General features: G+C 73.4%; 15 protein-coding genes. 6 read left to right on the plus strand and 9 right to left on the minus strand.

All coding sequences use genetic code 11. The features are described 5' to 3' along the window. Nucleotides 1-354: 354 nt before the first annotated feature. On the minus strand, nt 355-1317 hold the full coding sequence (locus LNK82_RS42310) for a DNA topoisomerase IB (protein ID WP_230566253.1): 963 nt from the start codon (nt 1315-1317) through the stop codon (nt 355-357). Between the two features lie 99 nt (nt 1318-1416). Here LNK82_RS42310 and LNK82_RS42315 point away from each other — a divergent pair, with 99 nt between their 5' ends. Beyond that, nucleotides 1417-2505 (plus strand): carboxylate-amine ligase, encoded by a 1089-nt coding sequence (locus tag LNK82_RS42315; RefSeq protein ID WP_230566254.1) that lies wholly within the window; start codon nt 1417-1419, stop codon nt 2503-2505. Nucleotides 2506-2626: 121 nt separating this feature from the next. Then, nucleotides 2627-2923: an STAS domain-containing protein gene (locus tag LNK82_RS42320; RefSeq protein WP_230566255.1), complete on the plus strand. Its 297-nt coding sequence runs from the start codon at nt 2627-2629 to the stop codon at nt 2921-2923. Between the two features lie 36 nt (nt 2924-2959). Here LNK82_RS42320 and LNK82_RS42325 read toward each other — a convergent pair whose 3' ends face one another. From LNK82_RS42325 to LNK82_RS42340, 4 genes are read right to left on the minus strand one after another with little or no spacing between them, the layout of a single operon-like run. Then, the gene (locus LNK82_RS42325) at nt 2960-3310 is read right to left on the minus strand and encodes a hypothetical protein (protein WP_230566256.1); all 351 of its coding nucleotides are present in this window, start codon (nt 3308-3310) and stop codon (nt 2960-2962) included. A gap of 58 nt (nt 3311-3368) precedes the next feature. Further along, nucleotides 3369-3797: a nucleoside deaminase gene (locus tag LNK82_RS42330; RefSeq protein ID WP_230566532.1), complete on the minus strand. Its 429-nt coding sequence runs from the start codon at nt 3795-3797 to the stop codon at nt 3369-3371. Between the two features lie 36 nt (nt 3798-3833). After that, entirely contained in the window at nt 3834-4163 is a 330-nt protein-coding gene (locus LNK82_RS42335; RefSeq protein WP_230566257.1) for a TfoX/Sxy family protein, read from the minus strand. A 24-nt stretch (nt 4164-4187) separates the two neighbouring features. Beyond that, a complete protein-coding gene (locus LNK82_RS42340; protein WP_230566258.1) occupies nt 4188-6803 on the minus strand; it encodes a CHAT domain-containing protein in 2616 nt (871 codons plus the stop codon). Between the two features lie 76 nt (nt 6804-6879). Here LNK82_RS42340 and LNK82_RS42345 point away from each other — a divergent pair, with 76 nt between their 5' ends. The 4 genes from LNK82_RS42345 (at nt 6880) to LNK82_RS42360 (ending at nt 10957) form a co-directional block, all read left to right on the plus strand. Further along, the gene (locus LNK82_RS42345) at nt 6880-8079 is read left to right on the plus strand and encodes a S8 family peptidase (protein WP_230566259.1); all 1200 of its coding nucleotides are present in this window, start codon (nt 6880-6882) and stop codon (nt 8077-8079) included. A gap of 182 nt (nt 8080-8261) precedes the next feature. Further along, a complete protein-coding gene (locus LNK82_RS42350; RefSeq protein ID WP_230566260.1) occupies nt 8262-8894 on the plus strand; it encodes an RNA polymerase sigma factor in 633 nt (210 codons plus the stop codon). Then, on the plus strand, nt 8860-9324 hold the full coding sequence (locus LNK82_RS42355; protein ID WP_230566261.1) for a hypothetical protein: 465 nt from the start codon (nt 8860-8862) through the stop codon (nt 9322-9324). Before LNK82_RS42350 ends, LNK82_RS42355 begins: the two co-directional genes overlap by 35 nt. 85 nt (nt 9325-9409) lie before the next feature. Beyond that, entirely contained in the window at nt 9410-10957 is a 1548-nt protein-coding gene (locus tag LNK82_RS42360; protein WP_230566262.1) for a GGDEF and EAL domain-containing protein, read from the plus strand. Here LNK82_RS42360 and LNK82_RS42365 read toward each other — a convergent pair. The 4 genes from LNK82_RS42365 to LNK82_RS42380 form a co-directional block, all read right to left on the minus strand. Beyond that, a complete protein-coding gene (locus LNK82_RS42365; RefSeq protein WP_230566263.1) occupies nt 10911-11663 on the minus strand; it encodes a class I SAM-dependent methyltransferase in 753 nt (250 codons plus the stop codon). The genes LNK82_RS42360 and LNK82_RS42365 overlap by 47 nt on opposite strands. A 70-nt stretch (nt 11664-11733) precedes the next feature. Further along, nucleotides 11734-12330 (minus strand): GTP-binding protein, encoded by a 597-nt coding sequence (locus LNK82_RS42370; RefSeq protein ID WP_230566264.1) that lies wholly within the window; start codon nt 12328-12330, stop codon nt 11734-11736. Between the two features lie 47 nt (nt 12331-12377). After that, on the minus strand, nt 12378-12800 hold the full coding sequence (locus tag LNK82_RS42375; RefSeq protein WP_053721145.1) for a roadblock/LC7 domain-containing protein: 423 nt from the start codon (nt 12798-12800) through the stop codon (nt 12378-12380). Continuing rightward, a complete protein-coding gene (locus LNK82_RS42380; protein WP_230566265.1) occupies nt 12797-15796 on the minus strand; it encodes a sensor histidine kinase in 3000 nt (999 codons plus the stop codon). Before LNK82_RS42380 ends, LNK82_RS42375 begins: the two co-directional genes overlap by 4 nt. Between the last annotated feature and the right edge of the window lie 225 nt (nt 15797-16021).

Below are 16021 nucleotides of genomic sequence, written 5' to 3' on the forward strand. Positions count from 1 at the left end.
GGTGATGGCCACTGAGGCCGGGTGATGCCCGGTGACGTCCACTGCTACCCCAGCCGGGGCCCGGTCCCGGCCGACGATTGCGGTCGTGACGGAATTGCGGTGGTGGGCGATCGCGGTGGCGGCTGGTGATTGCGGTGGTACGTGATTGCGGTGACGGCGGCTGAGGTCGGGACGGTCGGCGGATGGTCGGCTGGGTGAGGCGGATGGGGTGGCACGGGGGGGTGGTTGGCGAGGGCTCCTCATGGTTTTAACCGAGGTGCGGTAACGGTGTTTCCGTACACTTTTGGCCGTTGATCACTCGAAAGTGTGACCGGACGACCGACCGACCTGCGGAAACGGTGGACATGACGTGATTCACCTCCGCAGCATCCGCAGCACGGCCCGTTCCACTGTCTCACGATCAGCCGACCTCGGTCTGATCATCACCCCGTCGTGGTACCGCCGCACCACCCGCGGGTCGACGTAGGACCTCCTCGCCACCGCCGGCGTGTTCCCCAAGTGCTCCGCCACCTCCCGCATCACCCCCGCCTCCACCCGCTTCCGCCCCCGCGCGGACTCCGGCCGGCCTTCCCTCGCGAACGCCGCCGCCGCCAGCACGGTCGCGTGCCACGTCCGCAAGTCCTTCACCGAGAACTCCGCCCCGACCATCTCCTTGAACCTCTCGTTCACGTCATCCGACCCGACCGCGTACCCCCGCGCGTCCACCAGCAGCCGCTCGTCCCCGCCCCGCCCCCGCAGCAACCCCCGCACCGCCCGCGCCAACGCCTCGTCCTCCACCACCGTGGTGAACTCGATCCCGCCCTTCGCCGGGTAGCAGAACTCCACAGTGGACCGCCGAACGGCCACGTGCGAGCACAGCAACGTCGCCACGCCGTGCGTCCCGTTGTCCGCCGCGTACGTCTCACCCCCGACCCGGAACACACCGCGCTCCAACACCGCCAGCGCCACCGCCAGCACCCGCCGCCGCGACCGCCCCCGCCCGCTCAGCTCCCGCGCCACCTCCGCCCGGAACCCGGGCAGCACGGGCGCCAGCGAGAGCACCCGGTCGTGCTTCTCCTCGTCCCGGTCCTGCCGCCACCGCTCGTGGTACAGGTACTGCCGCCGCCCGGCCGCGTCCGTGCCCACCGCCTGGATGTGGCCGTTCGGGTGCGGGCACACCCACACGTCGCGCCACGCGGGCGGGATGACCAGGGACTTGATCCGCGCCACCGACGCGGCGTCGAGCGGCTCGCCGTCGGCGTCGACGTAGCTGAACCCCCGGCCCCGGGCACGGCGACGCCAGCCCGCCTGGGCCGGATCACTGCGGCGCAATCTCACAGCGGCCAGGTTCCCGACCGCGACCGAGTGAAACGCCCGTCCCCCGAACGATTCGCAAGACCGTGGTTGAAACCGCGGCCGAGTGGGTATGGGACCGGCATGACGGAGCCGTGGACCGTGGGCGTCGAGCAGGAGTTCCTCCTAGTCGACCCCGAGTCGCGCCGACCCGTGCCGCTGGCCGATTCGGTCGAGCAGCACGCCGGCGCGGGCCACGACGTGCAACGGGAGCTGACCCCCTTCCAGATCGAGGTCGCCACGCCGGTGTGCCGGACCGCCGAGGAGCTGGCGGAGCAGGTCATCGGTGGTCGCATCCACCTGGCGAAGGCCGCGCACGCGGCGGGCTGCCGGCTGCTGGCCTCGGCGATCCCGCCGATCGGCACGCTGGGCCCGCCTCCGGGCACGGACGACCGCCGCTACCGCATGATGGAGCGCACGCACCGCGCGATCATCGGTGGTCAGGGCGTGTGCGGGATGCACGTCCACGTGGGCGTGCCGGACCGGGACGTCGCGGTCCGCGTGGCGAACGCCCTGCGCCCGTGGCTGCCGACGTTGCTGGCGTTGAGCGCGAACTCCCCGATCGAGCAGGCCGAGGACACGGGTTACGCGAGTTGGCGCACGATCGTGTGGTCGCGGTGGCCGATCAGCGGCCCGCCGCCGCACCTGGGTTCCGCCGCCGAGTACGACCGGCTGGTCGGCGCGCTGGAGTCGACGGAGGTGCTGCTCGACAGCGGGATGGTCTACTGGGACGTGCGGCCGTCCGCGCAGCACCCCACGGTCGAGGTGCGGGTAGCGGACATCCCGATGACGGCGCGCGAGGCGGTCGTCATCGCCGAGGTCATCCGGGCGTTCGCCCGCACCGCCGCCGAGTCGGGGGAACCCGAACGGGTGGATGACATGATGTTGCGCGCCGCGTACTGGCGGGCCGCGCGCGACGGCGTGGACGGCTTGGCGGTCGACCCGCGCACGGGCAACCTGGTGCCGGCCCGGGATCGCCTGGCCGAACTGGTGTCGTGGTGCGCCGACGCGCTCGAGGACGCCTCCGCGCTGTCCACTGTGGAGGATCACGTGGCCTGGCTCGGCGCGCACGGCAGCGGCGCCGCGCGCCAGCGCCGGGCGTTGGGCGGCTCGCCCGACGCGCGCGGGCTGGTCGATCTGATCTTGGCCGAAACGGTCGACGACGGCCGTTGAGGTCTACCGTGAAGGATTCGACGCCGCGCCGGCGTCGCTGAGTGAGAGGAGTACCGGCGTGCCAGAACCCGCGGCGACGCTTGCTTCCGTTCGGGTCGACAGACCCGCGGACGGCGTAGTTGTGCTGCACGTGTCGGGCGAGTTGGACACGAGCAGCGCGGAGGAGTTGACCAGGCCGCTCACGGAGCACCTGGTCGAGAACGTGCGGGGTGTGGTGGTGGACCTCGGTGGGGTGCGCTTCCTCGGTTCGGCCGGTTTGGAGTCGCTGGTCGTCGGCAGTCAGCGGGCGAGCGCTCTCGGCGTCCCGCTGGTGCTGGTGGCGACCAGCCGGGCGACGCAGCGGCCGATCGAGGCGACCGGGCTCAGCTCGGTGTTCACCGTGGTCGGTTCCGTGGAAGAGGCGTTGACCCGGTTCTAGGGGTTCGACTTCCAGGGGATCGACGCCCTACCAGCCCTACCAGAACCGGCGGACCGTCCTGATGGCGCAGCGCACCGCCCCCACCGGGGGCAGTGCGCCCGCCGGGGGGACCACCCACCGGGATCGCGCCGCCGGGATGCGCCGCGGACCGTGCCAGTAGCGGACGTCGGGCGGCGGCACGTGCCCCGCCACGGGTTCCGGGTCGGGTCTGGCGAGGAACAGCCAGCGCAGCCGGCGGCCGGGCACGGCGAGGATCGGCCCGAGCGGTCCGGCGGAGCGGAGGTGGGTGCTGACCTCGGCGCCCCAACTGGCCGGCACCTCCACCGCCACCGCGCCCTCGGCCAGCACCAGGGATGCCAGTGATTCGTCCACGTGCCACGGTTCCATGCCCGCCGATGGTGGCGTCGGCTCGTGTCGGGATTGTGTCGCCGTGCAGCGCGGCGCGTTACACCTGGCCGATGTCCTCGAACCACAGTTCGGGCTTGGCGGCGATGAAGTCGGTCATCATCCGGACGCACGCCTGGTCGTCCAGCAGCGTGATCCGGACACCGTGCTCGGCGAGCCAGTCGTGACCGCCGTGGAACGTCCGGGCCTCGCCGATCACCACGTGGGGTATCCCGAACTGGCGAACGAGCCCGCTGCAGTACCAGCACGGTGACAGCGTGGTGACCATGACGGTGTCGCGGTAGCTCGCCCGGCGGCCCGCGGCGCGGAACGCGGCGGTCTCGGCGTGGGTGGACGCGTCGCCGTCCTGGACCCGCCGGTTGTGGCCGCGGCCCAGGAGGGTGCCGTCGGCGGCGAACAGGGCCGCGCCGATCGGGATGCCGCCCTCGACGAGCCCGGCGCGCGCTTCGGCCACCGCCACCGCGAGCATGTCCTGTGCGTCCGCGCTGTTGTCCACGGCGCCAACCTACTTGGGCGGCAGGGTCTCGACGAACTCCCGCGCCCGGCCGATCCAGTCGGTGAGGCCGGAGTCCTCGTCGAGCGCCGAGCCGTCCACCACGACCCAGCCGCGCATCACCTTGCCGGTCATGTCGAAGACCCGCGTCCCGGGCAGGGCGAGGCACGCCTCCGCCGCGTCGGGGCCGACGCGGGCGATCATGTCGTCACCGGTCACGCCGACGAGCATGTTGCCGTGCAGCAGGAACGCGATGCCGCCGAACATCCGCTTGGCGCTCAGGCCGGGCAGGTCGCCGACCTCGTCGCGGATCCGTTCGGCCAGGTGCTCGTCGTATGCCATCTCCCGGTCCTCCCCACTCGACGTTCACGCACCGAAGCACAGGAACCCGGCGCTCGCGGCGAACGCGGCGTCGCCGTCGTCGCGGTGCGCCTGCTGCGCGCCCGCCAGCGCGACCGCGGGCGGGTGGCCCGCGCCGAGCCTGCGGTGCAGGTCGACCATCAGCGGTGTGGTCACCTCGGCCGGCACGGGGATGACCGGCGCGACCAGCGTGCGCGTGCCGAGCCCGAGCAGCGCCGCGGTGAACCCCATGAGCTCGTCGCCGGGCCGCACCGCCGACAGGCCCGAGTCGCACGCCGACAGCACGACCCGCGCGGGCGGTGTGCGCAGCCGTTCGAGGTCGTAGACGGTCAGCGGGCCGTCGGCCAGTTCCAGCGCCGAGAACAGCGGGTTGTCGGCGCGGAACGAGCCGTGCGCGGCCACGTGCGCCAACGGCGCGCCGTCCATCGCCGACGCCACCGCGTCCACCGTCGCCTCGCCGCCCACCAGCACCGAAGCCCCGACCGGGCCGAGCGCCGCGATGGCCGTGATCTCCGTCGGCGCGGCCGGCAACCGCGGACCCGCCGCCAAGACCACCCGATCGTGCGACACCAGCACGGATGTGGCGGCACGCAGCCACACCGTCGCCGACGGCACCACGGTCACCGCACGGCCGCGGCACGCGGGCAGCGCCGACCACGGCAGGCCGCCGAGCCGACCGGTCGGCGCGAGCACCAGGGGCCGGTCGTCGAGCCGTCGCCGCAACGGTTCCAGCAGCCGGTTCTGCAGCAGCCGGGCCGCGTGCTCCGCACCCGCTCGCACCGGCGTGCGGTCGACGTGGTCGGGCAGCGTCACCAGCCGGTGCAGGGCGAACCGCAGCAGCCGCAGCTCGCGCACCGCGCCGGCCGCCGGGCCGAGCCGGTGCAGCGACGCCCGGCCACCCGCCACCACCACGGCCAGCAGCTCGCCGTCGTGGTCGACGTACTCCACCAACGCCGACGTGCCCAACGCCCGCTCCAGCTCGCCGACCGCGGGAGGCTTGAACACCGCGCCACCACCGCCGGTCCGCCGGGTCAGCTCGCGCACCCGCTGCTCGCCGCGCACCTGCCGCTGCCGCAGCGCCGCCGTCGGCCGCCCCGCCGTGGACGCCGCTTCCAGGTCCGCCGTCACGGCCCGCAGCTCCGCCAGCGCGTCGGCCAGCCCCGAGTCCTCCGGCGGCCGGGCGGGCGTCATCCGCAGCGCGCCCGCGCGCCACGCCTCCGCCCAGCTCAGCACCCGGCCGGCCCGGCCGCCCGCGACCGCCGCGCGCAGGCCTTCCGACGCCAGCGCCGCGCCCTGCGCGCCGCTCAACGCCCGCAACTCCGTCGCGCCCAGCGACACCCGGTACTCGTCCAGCAGCGCCAACCCGCGCCGCAACGCGATCTGCGCGCCGCGCGCGTTGCCGAGCAGGTCGCGCCGCAACGCCTCGGCGTACCAGCCCTGCACCCGGTGCGCGGCCGGTCCGCCGCGCCTGGCCGCGCCCGCCGCGGTCAGCTCCGCCACGGCGCGCGAGCGGTCGCCGAGGTCGCGGGCGACCAGCGCGCCGTCGACCCGCGCCTCCAGGCCCGCCATCCGCCAGCCCAGCGCGTCCAACCGGGTCGCCACCCTCGTCAACGCCGTCACCAGGGCCCTGGTCCGCTGCCCGCTCAGGTACGCGGCGCGCAGCTCCACGTGCCGCGCGCCTTCCGCCCACACCTCGCGCTTCTCGCGGCGGAAACCCTTGCGCGCGGCCACCGCCATCTCCACGGCCCGGTCCAGGTCGCCCTCCAGCAACGCGATCCTGGCCCGGTAGAACAGCGCCTCCGACCGGGCCAGCACCAGGTCGCCGCCCAGTTCCCCCAACGCCCGGTCGGCCGCCGCCCGCGCCTCCTCCAGCAGCGGCACGGACACCAGCAGCTCCAGCCGGTTGATCAGCAGCGCGGGCCGCGGCACCGCCAGCCGCCGGTACTCCCGCTCGGCCTCGGCGAACATCGTCAACGCCCGCGGCACGTCGCCCGCGCGTGACGCGGAGATGCCCGCGTTCCACCGCACGTCGGCCACGGCGAGCGCCTGGTCGAGCTCCCGGTAGAGCGAGGCGGCGCGGTCGAAGTCCTCGTCCGCCGCACGCAGGCCGCCGGTGTAGGCGCGCAGCAGCCCGCGGTTGTTCAGCGCCCGCGCCTCCACCAGCCGCTCGCCGAACCGGCGCACCACCTCGATCGCGCCGTTGTACTCGCGCAACGCCTCGTCGTAGCGGCACAGGTAGTGCAGCACCAGGCCCCGTTGCATCCGGCCGCTGCCCGCGTCCACGCCGCGCAGGTTCGGCAGCGCCGCGTTGATCGCGCGCAACGCCTGCGCGTGCCGCCCGGTGTTCGACAGCACGAACGCGAGGCTCATCCGGGCCAGGGCCGCCGAACGCGCCGAACCCGCCCGTTCGGCGATGCGCACGGAACGGCGCAAGTGGCGCAGCGCCGCGTCGAAGTCGTGCAACTCGCGCAACGCCAGACCGATCGCGCGTTCCGCGGCGGAGGCCTCTTCGTCGTCGCCGGAAGTCCGCGCCGCCCGCAGCGCGGACCGGCCGATCTCGATGGCCGCCCGCGGATCCCGCTGCCGGGCTTCCAGCGCTGCGGCGGCGGAAACCCCTGCCACGAACCCACCTTATTACCAAGTGGGCTGTGGTAGCTTGCTCACACCCGGCACCCGTCGACGTCGCTGTGAGGCCTCGGTGTCCGAACCATCGAATCGCTCCGGGCTCTACCAGGAGGCCTTCCGACAGGCCATCCGCGACCACAAGAGCTACCGCCTCCACCCCGAGCGGGGCCGGGAATTCCTCTTCGTCGCCGGTGAGCTGCTGACCATTCCCGAGGACGTCGACCGGGTCGCCCGCAAGCTCGCGCAGAACAACATCGGCAACAGCCGCGGCCGGGATTTCGCCGGCATGGCGCGGTTGGTGCTGTCCCGGAATCCCGACGACATCCCGGAGATCGTCCGCCTGCTGCGGGACCCGGCGCAGTGGCCCGGCGAGCGCACGCCGTACGTGCAGCCGCACCACGTGCTCGTCGGGCACGGCGGCAACATGCACGGCAACCCGGGCGAGCCGCCGCGCGTCGGCACGCCGCTGGCGGACCCGGACCCGGCGCGCACCCACCTCGGCCGCGGCGTCGTCGTCGGCATCGTGGACACGGGCATCTCGGCGACCGCCGCGATCGACCACCCGCGGTGGCTCGGCGACGCGTTCGTCCCCAAGGCGGACGAGGTCGACGCCGCCTACCGGTACTCCGACGTGTTCGCCCTCGAAGGCGGCCACGGCACCTTCGTCGCGGGCGTGGTCCGGCAGGCCGCGCCGGGCGTGCGGTTCGACCCGGAGAAGGCGTTGGACCCCAACGGCCTCGGCACCGAGGAGCAGTTCGCCCGGGCGCTGTCGTCGTTCGACGAGAAGGTCCAGGTCCTCAACATCTCGATGGGCTGCTTCACCCAGGACGACACCGCCTCCGAACCGATCCGCCGGGCGCTCGCGGGCCTGCCGCGCGACGTCGTCGTGGTGGCCTCCGCGGGCAACCAGGGCACCACCCGGCCGAGTTGGCCGGCGGCGCTGCCCGGTGTCCTCGCCGTGTCGGCGGTCGCCGAGGAGCGTGACGGCAGCCGTGCGCCCGCCTGCTACGCCAACCACGGGCACTGGGTCGACGCGTGCGCGGTCGGCAACCGGACGAGCACGTTCCTCAAGGGCCGGTGGGAGCTGCCGGACCTGCCGGTGGACGTCTACGACCGGTTCGCCTACTGGCTGGGCACCTCGTTCGCCGCGCCGCACGTGGCCGGGCGGATCGCCGCGACGATGACCGAGAACGGCCTGACCGCCGTCGCGGCCCGCGACCACCTGCTGGTGGGGCAACCGGAGTTCTTCCCCGGCTACGGCGTGTTCGTGTGATCGGCGCTGCTCGGCCGACGGCGGCGACCTGACAGGCGCCTGTCCGAAGCTTGTATCTCGCAGCGCGGTCGCGGCTCCGTAGTGTGTGGCAGCGAAGAATCCGAAGTCCGTGACCCGGCTGGGGTCCGCGCCGGCGCAGGCCGGGGCGGAGGCGCGGCACCCGCCGGACCAGAGGAGGGGACGTGACCCCTGCTTCCCCGATCGCCGCGCTCGTGAGCGCGGCGGCGGAGGGCGACCAGCGCGCGTGGAACGAGATCGTCGCGCGCTTCACGCCCTTGGTGCTGGCGGTGGTGCACCGGCACCGGTTGCGGCACGCGGACGTCGCGGACGTGCACCAGACCGTGTGGTTGCGGCTGGTGGAGCAGCTGCGCAGCCTGCGGGAGGCGGACGCGCTGCCCGGGTGGATCGCCACGACCACCCGCAACGAGTGCCTGCGCGTCCTGCGGGTCCAGCAGCGCACCCTGCCGTACGACCCGCGGTCCGAGGACGAGCCGGCGAGCCCGGACGACGCGGTCGCGGACCTGGACGAGGAGCTGGAGGCCGCCCAGCGGCGGCAGGCGCTGCGGGAGGGCTTCCGCTCGCTGCCGGAGCCGTGCCGGGTGCTGCTGGCCAGGCTCATGGCCGACCCGCCGCCGAGCTACGCGGCGGTCGCCGAGCAGCTCGCGATGCCGGTGGGCAGCATCGGGCCCACCCGGATCAGGTGCCTGGAGAAGTTGCGCAAGACTCCCGCGGTGATGGAGCTGGTCGAGCCGCGGCCGGTGGGCGGAGGAGGTGTGGTCGGTGTTGAGGGACGATCCGGGGTGGGACAGCGATGAGGTGCTGCTGCGGGAGCTCGGCGAGGCGCTCGCCGAGGAGCGCGACGTGCCGGAGCACCTGCTCGAAGCCGCGCGGGCGGCGTTCGCGTGGCGCACGGTCGACGCCGAGCTGATCGCCCTGACCAGCTACGACTCCGCGCTGGACGACGAGCTGGCGGCACGGGCGCGGGCGACGCAGACCGCGCGGCAGCTCGTGTTCGACGCCGAGGGCGTGTCCGTGCAGGTCGAGGTGACCGAGGCGGGTGTCGCGGGCCAGGTGCTGCCGGCGGGGCCGGGCCGGGTCGCGCTCGTCACCGCGACCGGGCCGGTGGAGGAGGCGGAGCTGGACGAGCTGGGCCTGTTCCTGCTCGGCCCGCCGCCGTCGGGCCCCGTCCGGTTCCGCTGCGAGGTCGGCGGCACGACGGTCATGACCGACTGGGTGTGTGTTTAACCCGATCCGGTGAAACCTTGACGCCGGTGGCCGGTGGTCCGAAGATGCGGTGACCTGATCTTCACCCATCGCCGCACACCCACTCATGACCGAGCCAGTCCGCGTCACCACCGCCGGGGGAAGCGTTCCCACGGCGGTCGAGGCGTCGGCGCTGCCGGAGCTGTTCCGGCAGGTCTTCGTCGGTTCCACGGCGGGCATCGCGATCTTCGACGCCCACGGTGCGCTGGTGGGCGCCAACCCGGCGCTGGAGGCGATGCTGCCGCCCGCGGAGCTGGCGACCCTGTTCACCGCCACGCCGTCCGCCGGGGGCGTGACCAGGGCGCAGCGGCAGTTCACCGACGCGGCCGGCGAGCCGCTGTGGACCGAGGTGGCGCTGTCGGTGGTGCGCGACGCCGACGGCCGGCCGCGCTGGCACGTCGCCGTGGTCGAGGACACCACGGAACAGCGGGTGCTGCGCGACTACCTGCGCCACCAAGCCCTGCACGACGTGCTGACCGGCCTGCCGAACCGGCAGAGCTTCCTGCCCGGGCTGGAGCGGGCGCTGAGCCGGCCGGGCTCCATCACGTTGTGCTACCTGGACGTGGACGGCGTCGCCATCGTCAACGACGGCCTCGGCTACGAGGCGGGCGACGAGCTGCTCCGGGTCGTGGCACGGCGGCTGACCGCGGTGGTGGCGGACGAGAACGCCACGGTCGCGCGCATCGGCGGCGACGAGTTCGTCGTGCTGATCGAGGACTCGCCCACCACGCCGGGCATCCCCGCGCTGGCCGAGGCGATCGAGGCCGCGCTCGTCGAGCCGGTGCGGCTGGCCGGGCACGGCGTCGGCGTGTCCGCGGGCATGGGCTTCGTCCGCACGTCGGCGCGCGGGTCGGACGCGATGGCGTTGCTGCGCCAGGCGCACAGCACGCTGCGCCGCGCGGAGAGCGGCGGCAAGGGCCAGTGGGGCATCTACGACGCCGGGCGCGACGCCCGCGACCGCGCCAGGTTGTCGTTGATCGCGACCATGCCCGGCGCGTTGCAGAACGGCGAGATCGCGCTGGACTACCTGCCGGTCGACCGGCACGGCGCACCGGTCGCGGCGGCGGCCCGGCTGCGGTGGCACGAGGCGGAGTACGGCCCGGTGTCGCACGCGGAGTGCCTGCGGTTCGCCGACGAGCTCGGGCTCAGCGGCCAACTCGCCGAGTGGGTGCTGGAGGAGGCGTGCGCCTACGCCGCGGCCGAACGGCTGCCGGTGCTCGTGCGGCTGTCACCGGACCAGTCGCGCGACCCGGACCTGACCGCGCCGGTCGCCGAGGCGTTGCGCTCCTCGGGCCTGCCGCCGGAGCTGCTGTGGCTGAGCCTGTCCGCGCGGTGCCTGTCCGCGCCCGCCGAGGACCTCGACGCGGTGGAGGACAACCTGGTCGCGTTGGGCGGCATGGGAGTCCGCCTGCTGCTGCACGACGCCACGCTCGGCCTGCCGGAACTGTCCGCTGTGGAGCGTCACGGCCTGCACGCCGTGGAACCGGCCGTGCCGCCGGGGGAAGCGTTGGCGCACAAGGCCTTGGCCGCCGTGCTGCCGCTGGTGCGGGCGGCCGGCGCGCTGGTCGTCAGCGACGGTGGCCTGCCGGACGCGGACCTGGTCGTGCGATCGTGATGATCTCGCGGCTGGTGTCGGTGAGCGGCGTGCGGTCCCAGAAGCCGTAGCGCTCGGCCACGTCGAACCCGGTCTCCCGCAGCAGCGCGTCGAGGTGGTCGGCGTCGGTGAACCGCAGCGCGCCGCGGTCGACGCGGGGCTGCGGCCAGTCCGGGCTGCTGAACGTCTCGGTCATCGTGACCAGCCCGTTCTCCACGCTCTCCACGAAGTGCTCGACCCGCACCCGCTCGCCGTCGGGGCCGACGATGTCGGTGCCGTTCTCGGGCGTCCACCGCTCCCAGGCCCGCGCGCCGGGGTTGCGGGTCTCGAACGCGAACCGCCCGCCCGGCTTGAGCGCCCGGCGGATCGCGGTGAACTGGGCGCGCGCCTCGTCGTCGGTGAGGAAGACCTGGAACGCGTGACCGGTCATCACGACCAGGTCGAACTCCCCGTCGAACGCGACCGTGCCGAGGTCGCCGCGCACCCACTCCACGCCGGGGTCGCGCCGGGCCTGCAGGAGCATGCCCTCGGCCGGGTCGAGCCCGACGAGCCGACCGGCGTGCCCACTGGCGCGGGCGGCCTTGAGCAGCGTGCCCGTGCCGCAGCCGACGTCGAGCACCGCGTCCGCGGCCAGCACCAGCTCGAGGTAGAAGCGGTCGTCCTCGCCGAACTGGTTGATCAGGTCGTAGTAGGCGGCCAGGTCCGGGTCCTCGAAGGAATCTGCCACCCAGGCGATTGTGGCCCGCACGGCGACGGGCCGCGACCGATTTTCGGCCACGGCCCGTCGCGCGGGTGGGTCAGGCGAACGTCGGCTGCCGCATCGCGTGCTGCACCAGCGTGATCAACGTCTGCTTGGTCGACTGCCGGTTGCGCGCGTCGCAGGGCACGATCGGCACCGACTCGTCGATCGTCAGCGCCTCCCGGATGTCCTCGATGCGGTGGTGCAGCAGGCCGTCGAAGCAGTTCACGCCGATCACGTACGGCAGCTCGCGGTCCTCGAAGAAGTCGATGGAGGCGAACGCGTCCGCCAAGCGGCGGGTGTCGACCAGCACGACCGCGCCGATCGCGCCCTTCACCAGGTCGTCCCACATGAACCAGAACCGGTGCTGACCCGGTGTGCCGAACAGGTAGAGGATGAGGTCGCTGTCCAGCGACACCCGGCCGAAGTCCATGGCCACCGTGGTGGTCATCTTGTTGGGCGTGGCCGAGAGGTCGTCCACGCCGACGCTGGCCTCGGTCATCACCGCCTCGGTGGTCAGCGGCACGATTTCCGACACCGACCCGACGAAGGTCGTCTTGCCGACACCGAACCCGCCGGCCACCACGATCTTCGTCGACGTGACGGTCAGGCTCGCCGCGGGTGACCCCGGCCGGTCGGGAGCGCCACCGCTCATGTTGCTCTGCTTTCCCTAGTAGTAGGACCTCGCCGGGTGGTGGGACCTCAGCCGCGCATGGCGACGTGCAGCTGCGAGCGGATCTCCGGGGTGAGCTGGACGCCGACCCGCTCGACCAGCCGCGTCATCGCGTAGCCGATCAGGCCGATGTCGCAGTTCGGCGCCGCGAGCACGGCCAGGCACGAGCCGTCGCTGATGGACATCAGGAACAGGTAGCCCCGTTCCATCTCCACCACGGTCTGCTTGACGTCGCCCGCCTCGAAGCAGCGCGCCGCGCCGAGGTTCAGGCTGACCAGGCCCGACGCGACGGCCGCGAGCTGCTCGGCGCGGTCGATCGGCAACCGCTCCGAGGACGCGAGCAGCAGTCCGTCCGCGGAGACCACGATCGCGTGCGCGACGCCCGCGACCCGGGCGACGAAGTCATCGACCAGCCAACTGAAGTTTTCGAGTTCCTCGGTTGCGGTGGTCACTTCTGCTCCTTGGTCTGATTCCCGCCGTTGGCGGGGGTGTTGTCGTCGAACGACACGCCGTCCCACGGCATGCCGGCGTCATCGCCCGCCTGACGGCCGAGTTGCACGCCTCGCTGGTAGGTGGCGAAGCGCTGGCGCAACCGGTCGGCGGACCTGCGCGGCGGCACGGCGGTCGCCACACCGGCCGACGAGGCGCCGTTCGCCGACGGCTGCGCCGCCGACGGTGCCGGCGCCGAACCGCGCGAGGGCGCGGAGAGCGAACCCGGCATCAGGCGCGCCTTGGGCACGCGCTTGGGCAGGCCCGCGGTGGTCGTGTCGTCGACCGGCGCCTTGAGCGCGCTGGTCGCCAGCGTCCAGCTGTCGTCCGCCGCCGCGCCCCAGCCGGGTCCCGACGACGCGCCGGAGGACGGGATCGCCGACGGCGCGGGCTCGCGCTTGGGCAGGCCCGCCGGGGTCGAGCCGCGCGGCTCGGGCGGCTTCGGCCTGCTCGTCGGCGCGGGCGGCGGGGTGATCAGGTCGGAGCGGTCGGTGTACGCGGTCTGCTCCGACGCCGTGCCGACGTGGCCGCCGTCCGTGCCCATCAGCTCGGCGCGGTCGGCGAACATCGTCCGCTCGGACGCGGTCTCCGGCGGCACGCCGGCCGCCGGGTGGTCGGCGACCTCGCCGCGCACCACGCCGCCCTCGGCCTCGCCGCCCTGGAACCAGCGCGACAGCACGTCCTCGTAGATCGGCAGCCGCTGGGTGGAGGCGTCGTCCTCCTCCCGCTCGACCTCCGCGACCGGCTCGGGCGCCAGGCGCCGGGGGGCCGACGGCGGGTACGAGTAGTCCGGCACCTCCTCGCCGGGCGGCGGCACGGTCTCCGTCACGGTGGCGGTGAACAGGTCGTCCACCGGGGTCTGCTCGACCTGGAAGTACTCGTTGGGCTCGGCCTCGTGCGTGTGCACGACCTGCGGTCCGGTCGAGGCGGGCAGTTCCAGCGGCGCGTAACCGCCGGGCGCGATCTCCGGCGTCCACTTGGGCACGCCGGCCAGCACGCCGACGCCGCTCTCCTCCAGCTGCGGCGCGGCCTGGCGCTGCGGCAGCGCGGCGGGCGCCGGCCTGGGCGCGAGCGGCTCGGGACCGCGGTGCAGCAGGTCCATCGGGAGCACGACCTGCGCCGTGACGCCACCCTCTATGTCGTCGTTGTTGCTCAACGTGACCCGGATGTTGTGCCGCTTGGCGAGCTGGCCGACCACGTACAGGCCCATCTCGCGGGCCACCGACACGTCGACCTCGGGCGGGTCGGCGAGCTTGGTGTTGGCCTCGACGACGTCCTGCTCCTGCATGCCGACGCCGCGGTCGTGGATGCGGATGGACACCTCGCCGCGCCGGGTCTCGATCGCCCGCACGGTGACCTTGGTGGTGGGCTTGGAGAACGCGGTCGCGTTGTCCAGCAGCTCGGCGATGAGGTGCGCGAGGTCGTTGACCACGCGGCCCTGCACCTTCAGCTCCGGCGCGGGCGCGATCTGGATCCGGGCGTACTTCTCGACCTCGGACACCGCGGCGCCGAGCACCTCGGAGATCGGCACCGGCCGGGTGACGCGGCGGTTGACCGTGGTGCCGGAGAGCACCAGCAGGTTCTCGCTGTTGCGGCGCATCTGGGTGGCCAGGTGGTCCAGCTCGAACAGGCTGGCCAGCTGGTCGGGGTCCTGCTCGTCCTGCTCCAGCCGGTCGATGACGGTGATCTGCCGCTCGACCAGCGCCTGCGAGCGCCGGGACAGGTTGATGAACATGTCGTTGACGTTCGCGCGCAGCGCCACCTGCTCGACCGCGAGGCGGACGGCTTCGCGCTGCACGGCGTCGAACGCCCGGGCCACCTGGCCGACCTCTTCGGTCGTGTTGATCGGCACGGGCACCAGCGCCTCTTCCGCGGCACGTGCCGGGTCGCGGTGCGTCCGGATCCGCTTGATCGCGTCCGGCAGGCGGTTGCGGGCCACGTCCAGCGCGGTGCGGCGCAGCACGCGCAGCGGCGTCAGCATCGAGCGGGCGACGAAGGCCATGAGGGCGAACGCGATCACCAGCGCGACGGCGACCAGCGCCGCGTCACGCCACGCGGACGCGCGGGCCGCCTCGGTCAGGTCGATCGAGGCCTGGTCGGCCTGCCGCTCCAGGTCCTGCGACACCTGCCGCAGCAGCGCCGCGGTCTCCTCGCCGACCGCCATGACGTCGCCGTCCGAAATGGACACCTCGCCGGCGTCGGCCTGCTGCACCAGCGCCAGCTGCACCAGGCTGTTGCGCGCGTCGACCGGCGTGCCGGTCACGGTGTCCGACAGCAGCTGGCGGTTCTCCTGGCTCGCGGTGACCGCGAAGTCGGTGAGCGCCGCGTCCAACCGGGACTGCGCGGCGCGCAGCGCGTTGGCCTGGCCGGGGGCGAACTCGCCGCGCTTGGCCGTCGACAGCAGGATCGAGTTCTGCTGCGTCAGCTGCTCCTTCGCGGAGTAGAGCGCGAGGTTGGCGCCGGCCAGCGGCGTGATCGTCTCGTTGCTCAGGCTGCTCGCGGTCGCGCGGTGCACCTGCGCCAGCGCGGCCAGCACCTGGCCGTAGGCGCTGTGCACCGAGATGTCGGGGTACTTGGTGGTGGTCACGGTGTTGCGCAGCGCGTTGAGGCCGTCCAGCGACTGCAACGACTTCTGGAACGCCTCGCGCACCGCGTCGTCGACACCGGTCGTGGAGGCCGCGACGTCGCGCAGCCTGCGGACCTCGGTGTCGACCTTGCTCGAGCGCGTCTGGAACTCGGGGCCGTTCTCCTGGCGACCGCCCGCGACGAACCAGACCGCGGCGTCGCGCTCCAGCTGCAGGGCGTCGGACACCGCCGCCACCTGGGCGGACAGCTGGAGTTCCCGCTGGACCTGGCCGAACAGCTCCACGTCGTCCAGCTGGGTGTTCAGCCTCAGCCCGGCGAGGGTCAGCGTGCTCAGCGCGGGCACCAGGAGCACCACGGCCAGCTTGCTGCGCAAGCGCCAGTTCCGCAGCCGCCACCGGGACACTCCCCGGTCGCCGGGCACGGCGCCTGTGCTGGGCCCCGAGTCGGGTGGACCGCTTCCAGCGGCACCCGTGTCGAGTTGAATCCGCTCCGGATCTCTCCCGGAGGCGTGGTCGTCGTGACCGCGCACCGTCAGCACACTCCCCAGCCCGGTGAAACGACACTTCCCTACAAACCCGGTGGATCTTGGTGGAAAAAA

It is taken from the genome of Saccharothrix luteola, from assembly GCF_020859565.1.
Taxonomy (GTDB): Bacteria; Actinomycetota; Actinomycetes; order Mycobacteriales; family Pseudonocardiaceae; genus Actinosynnema; species Actinosynnema luteola.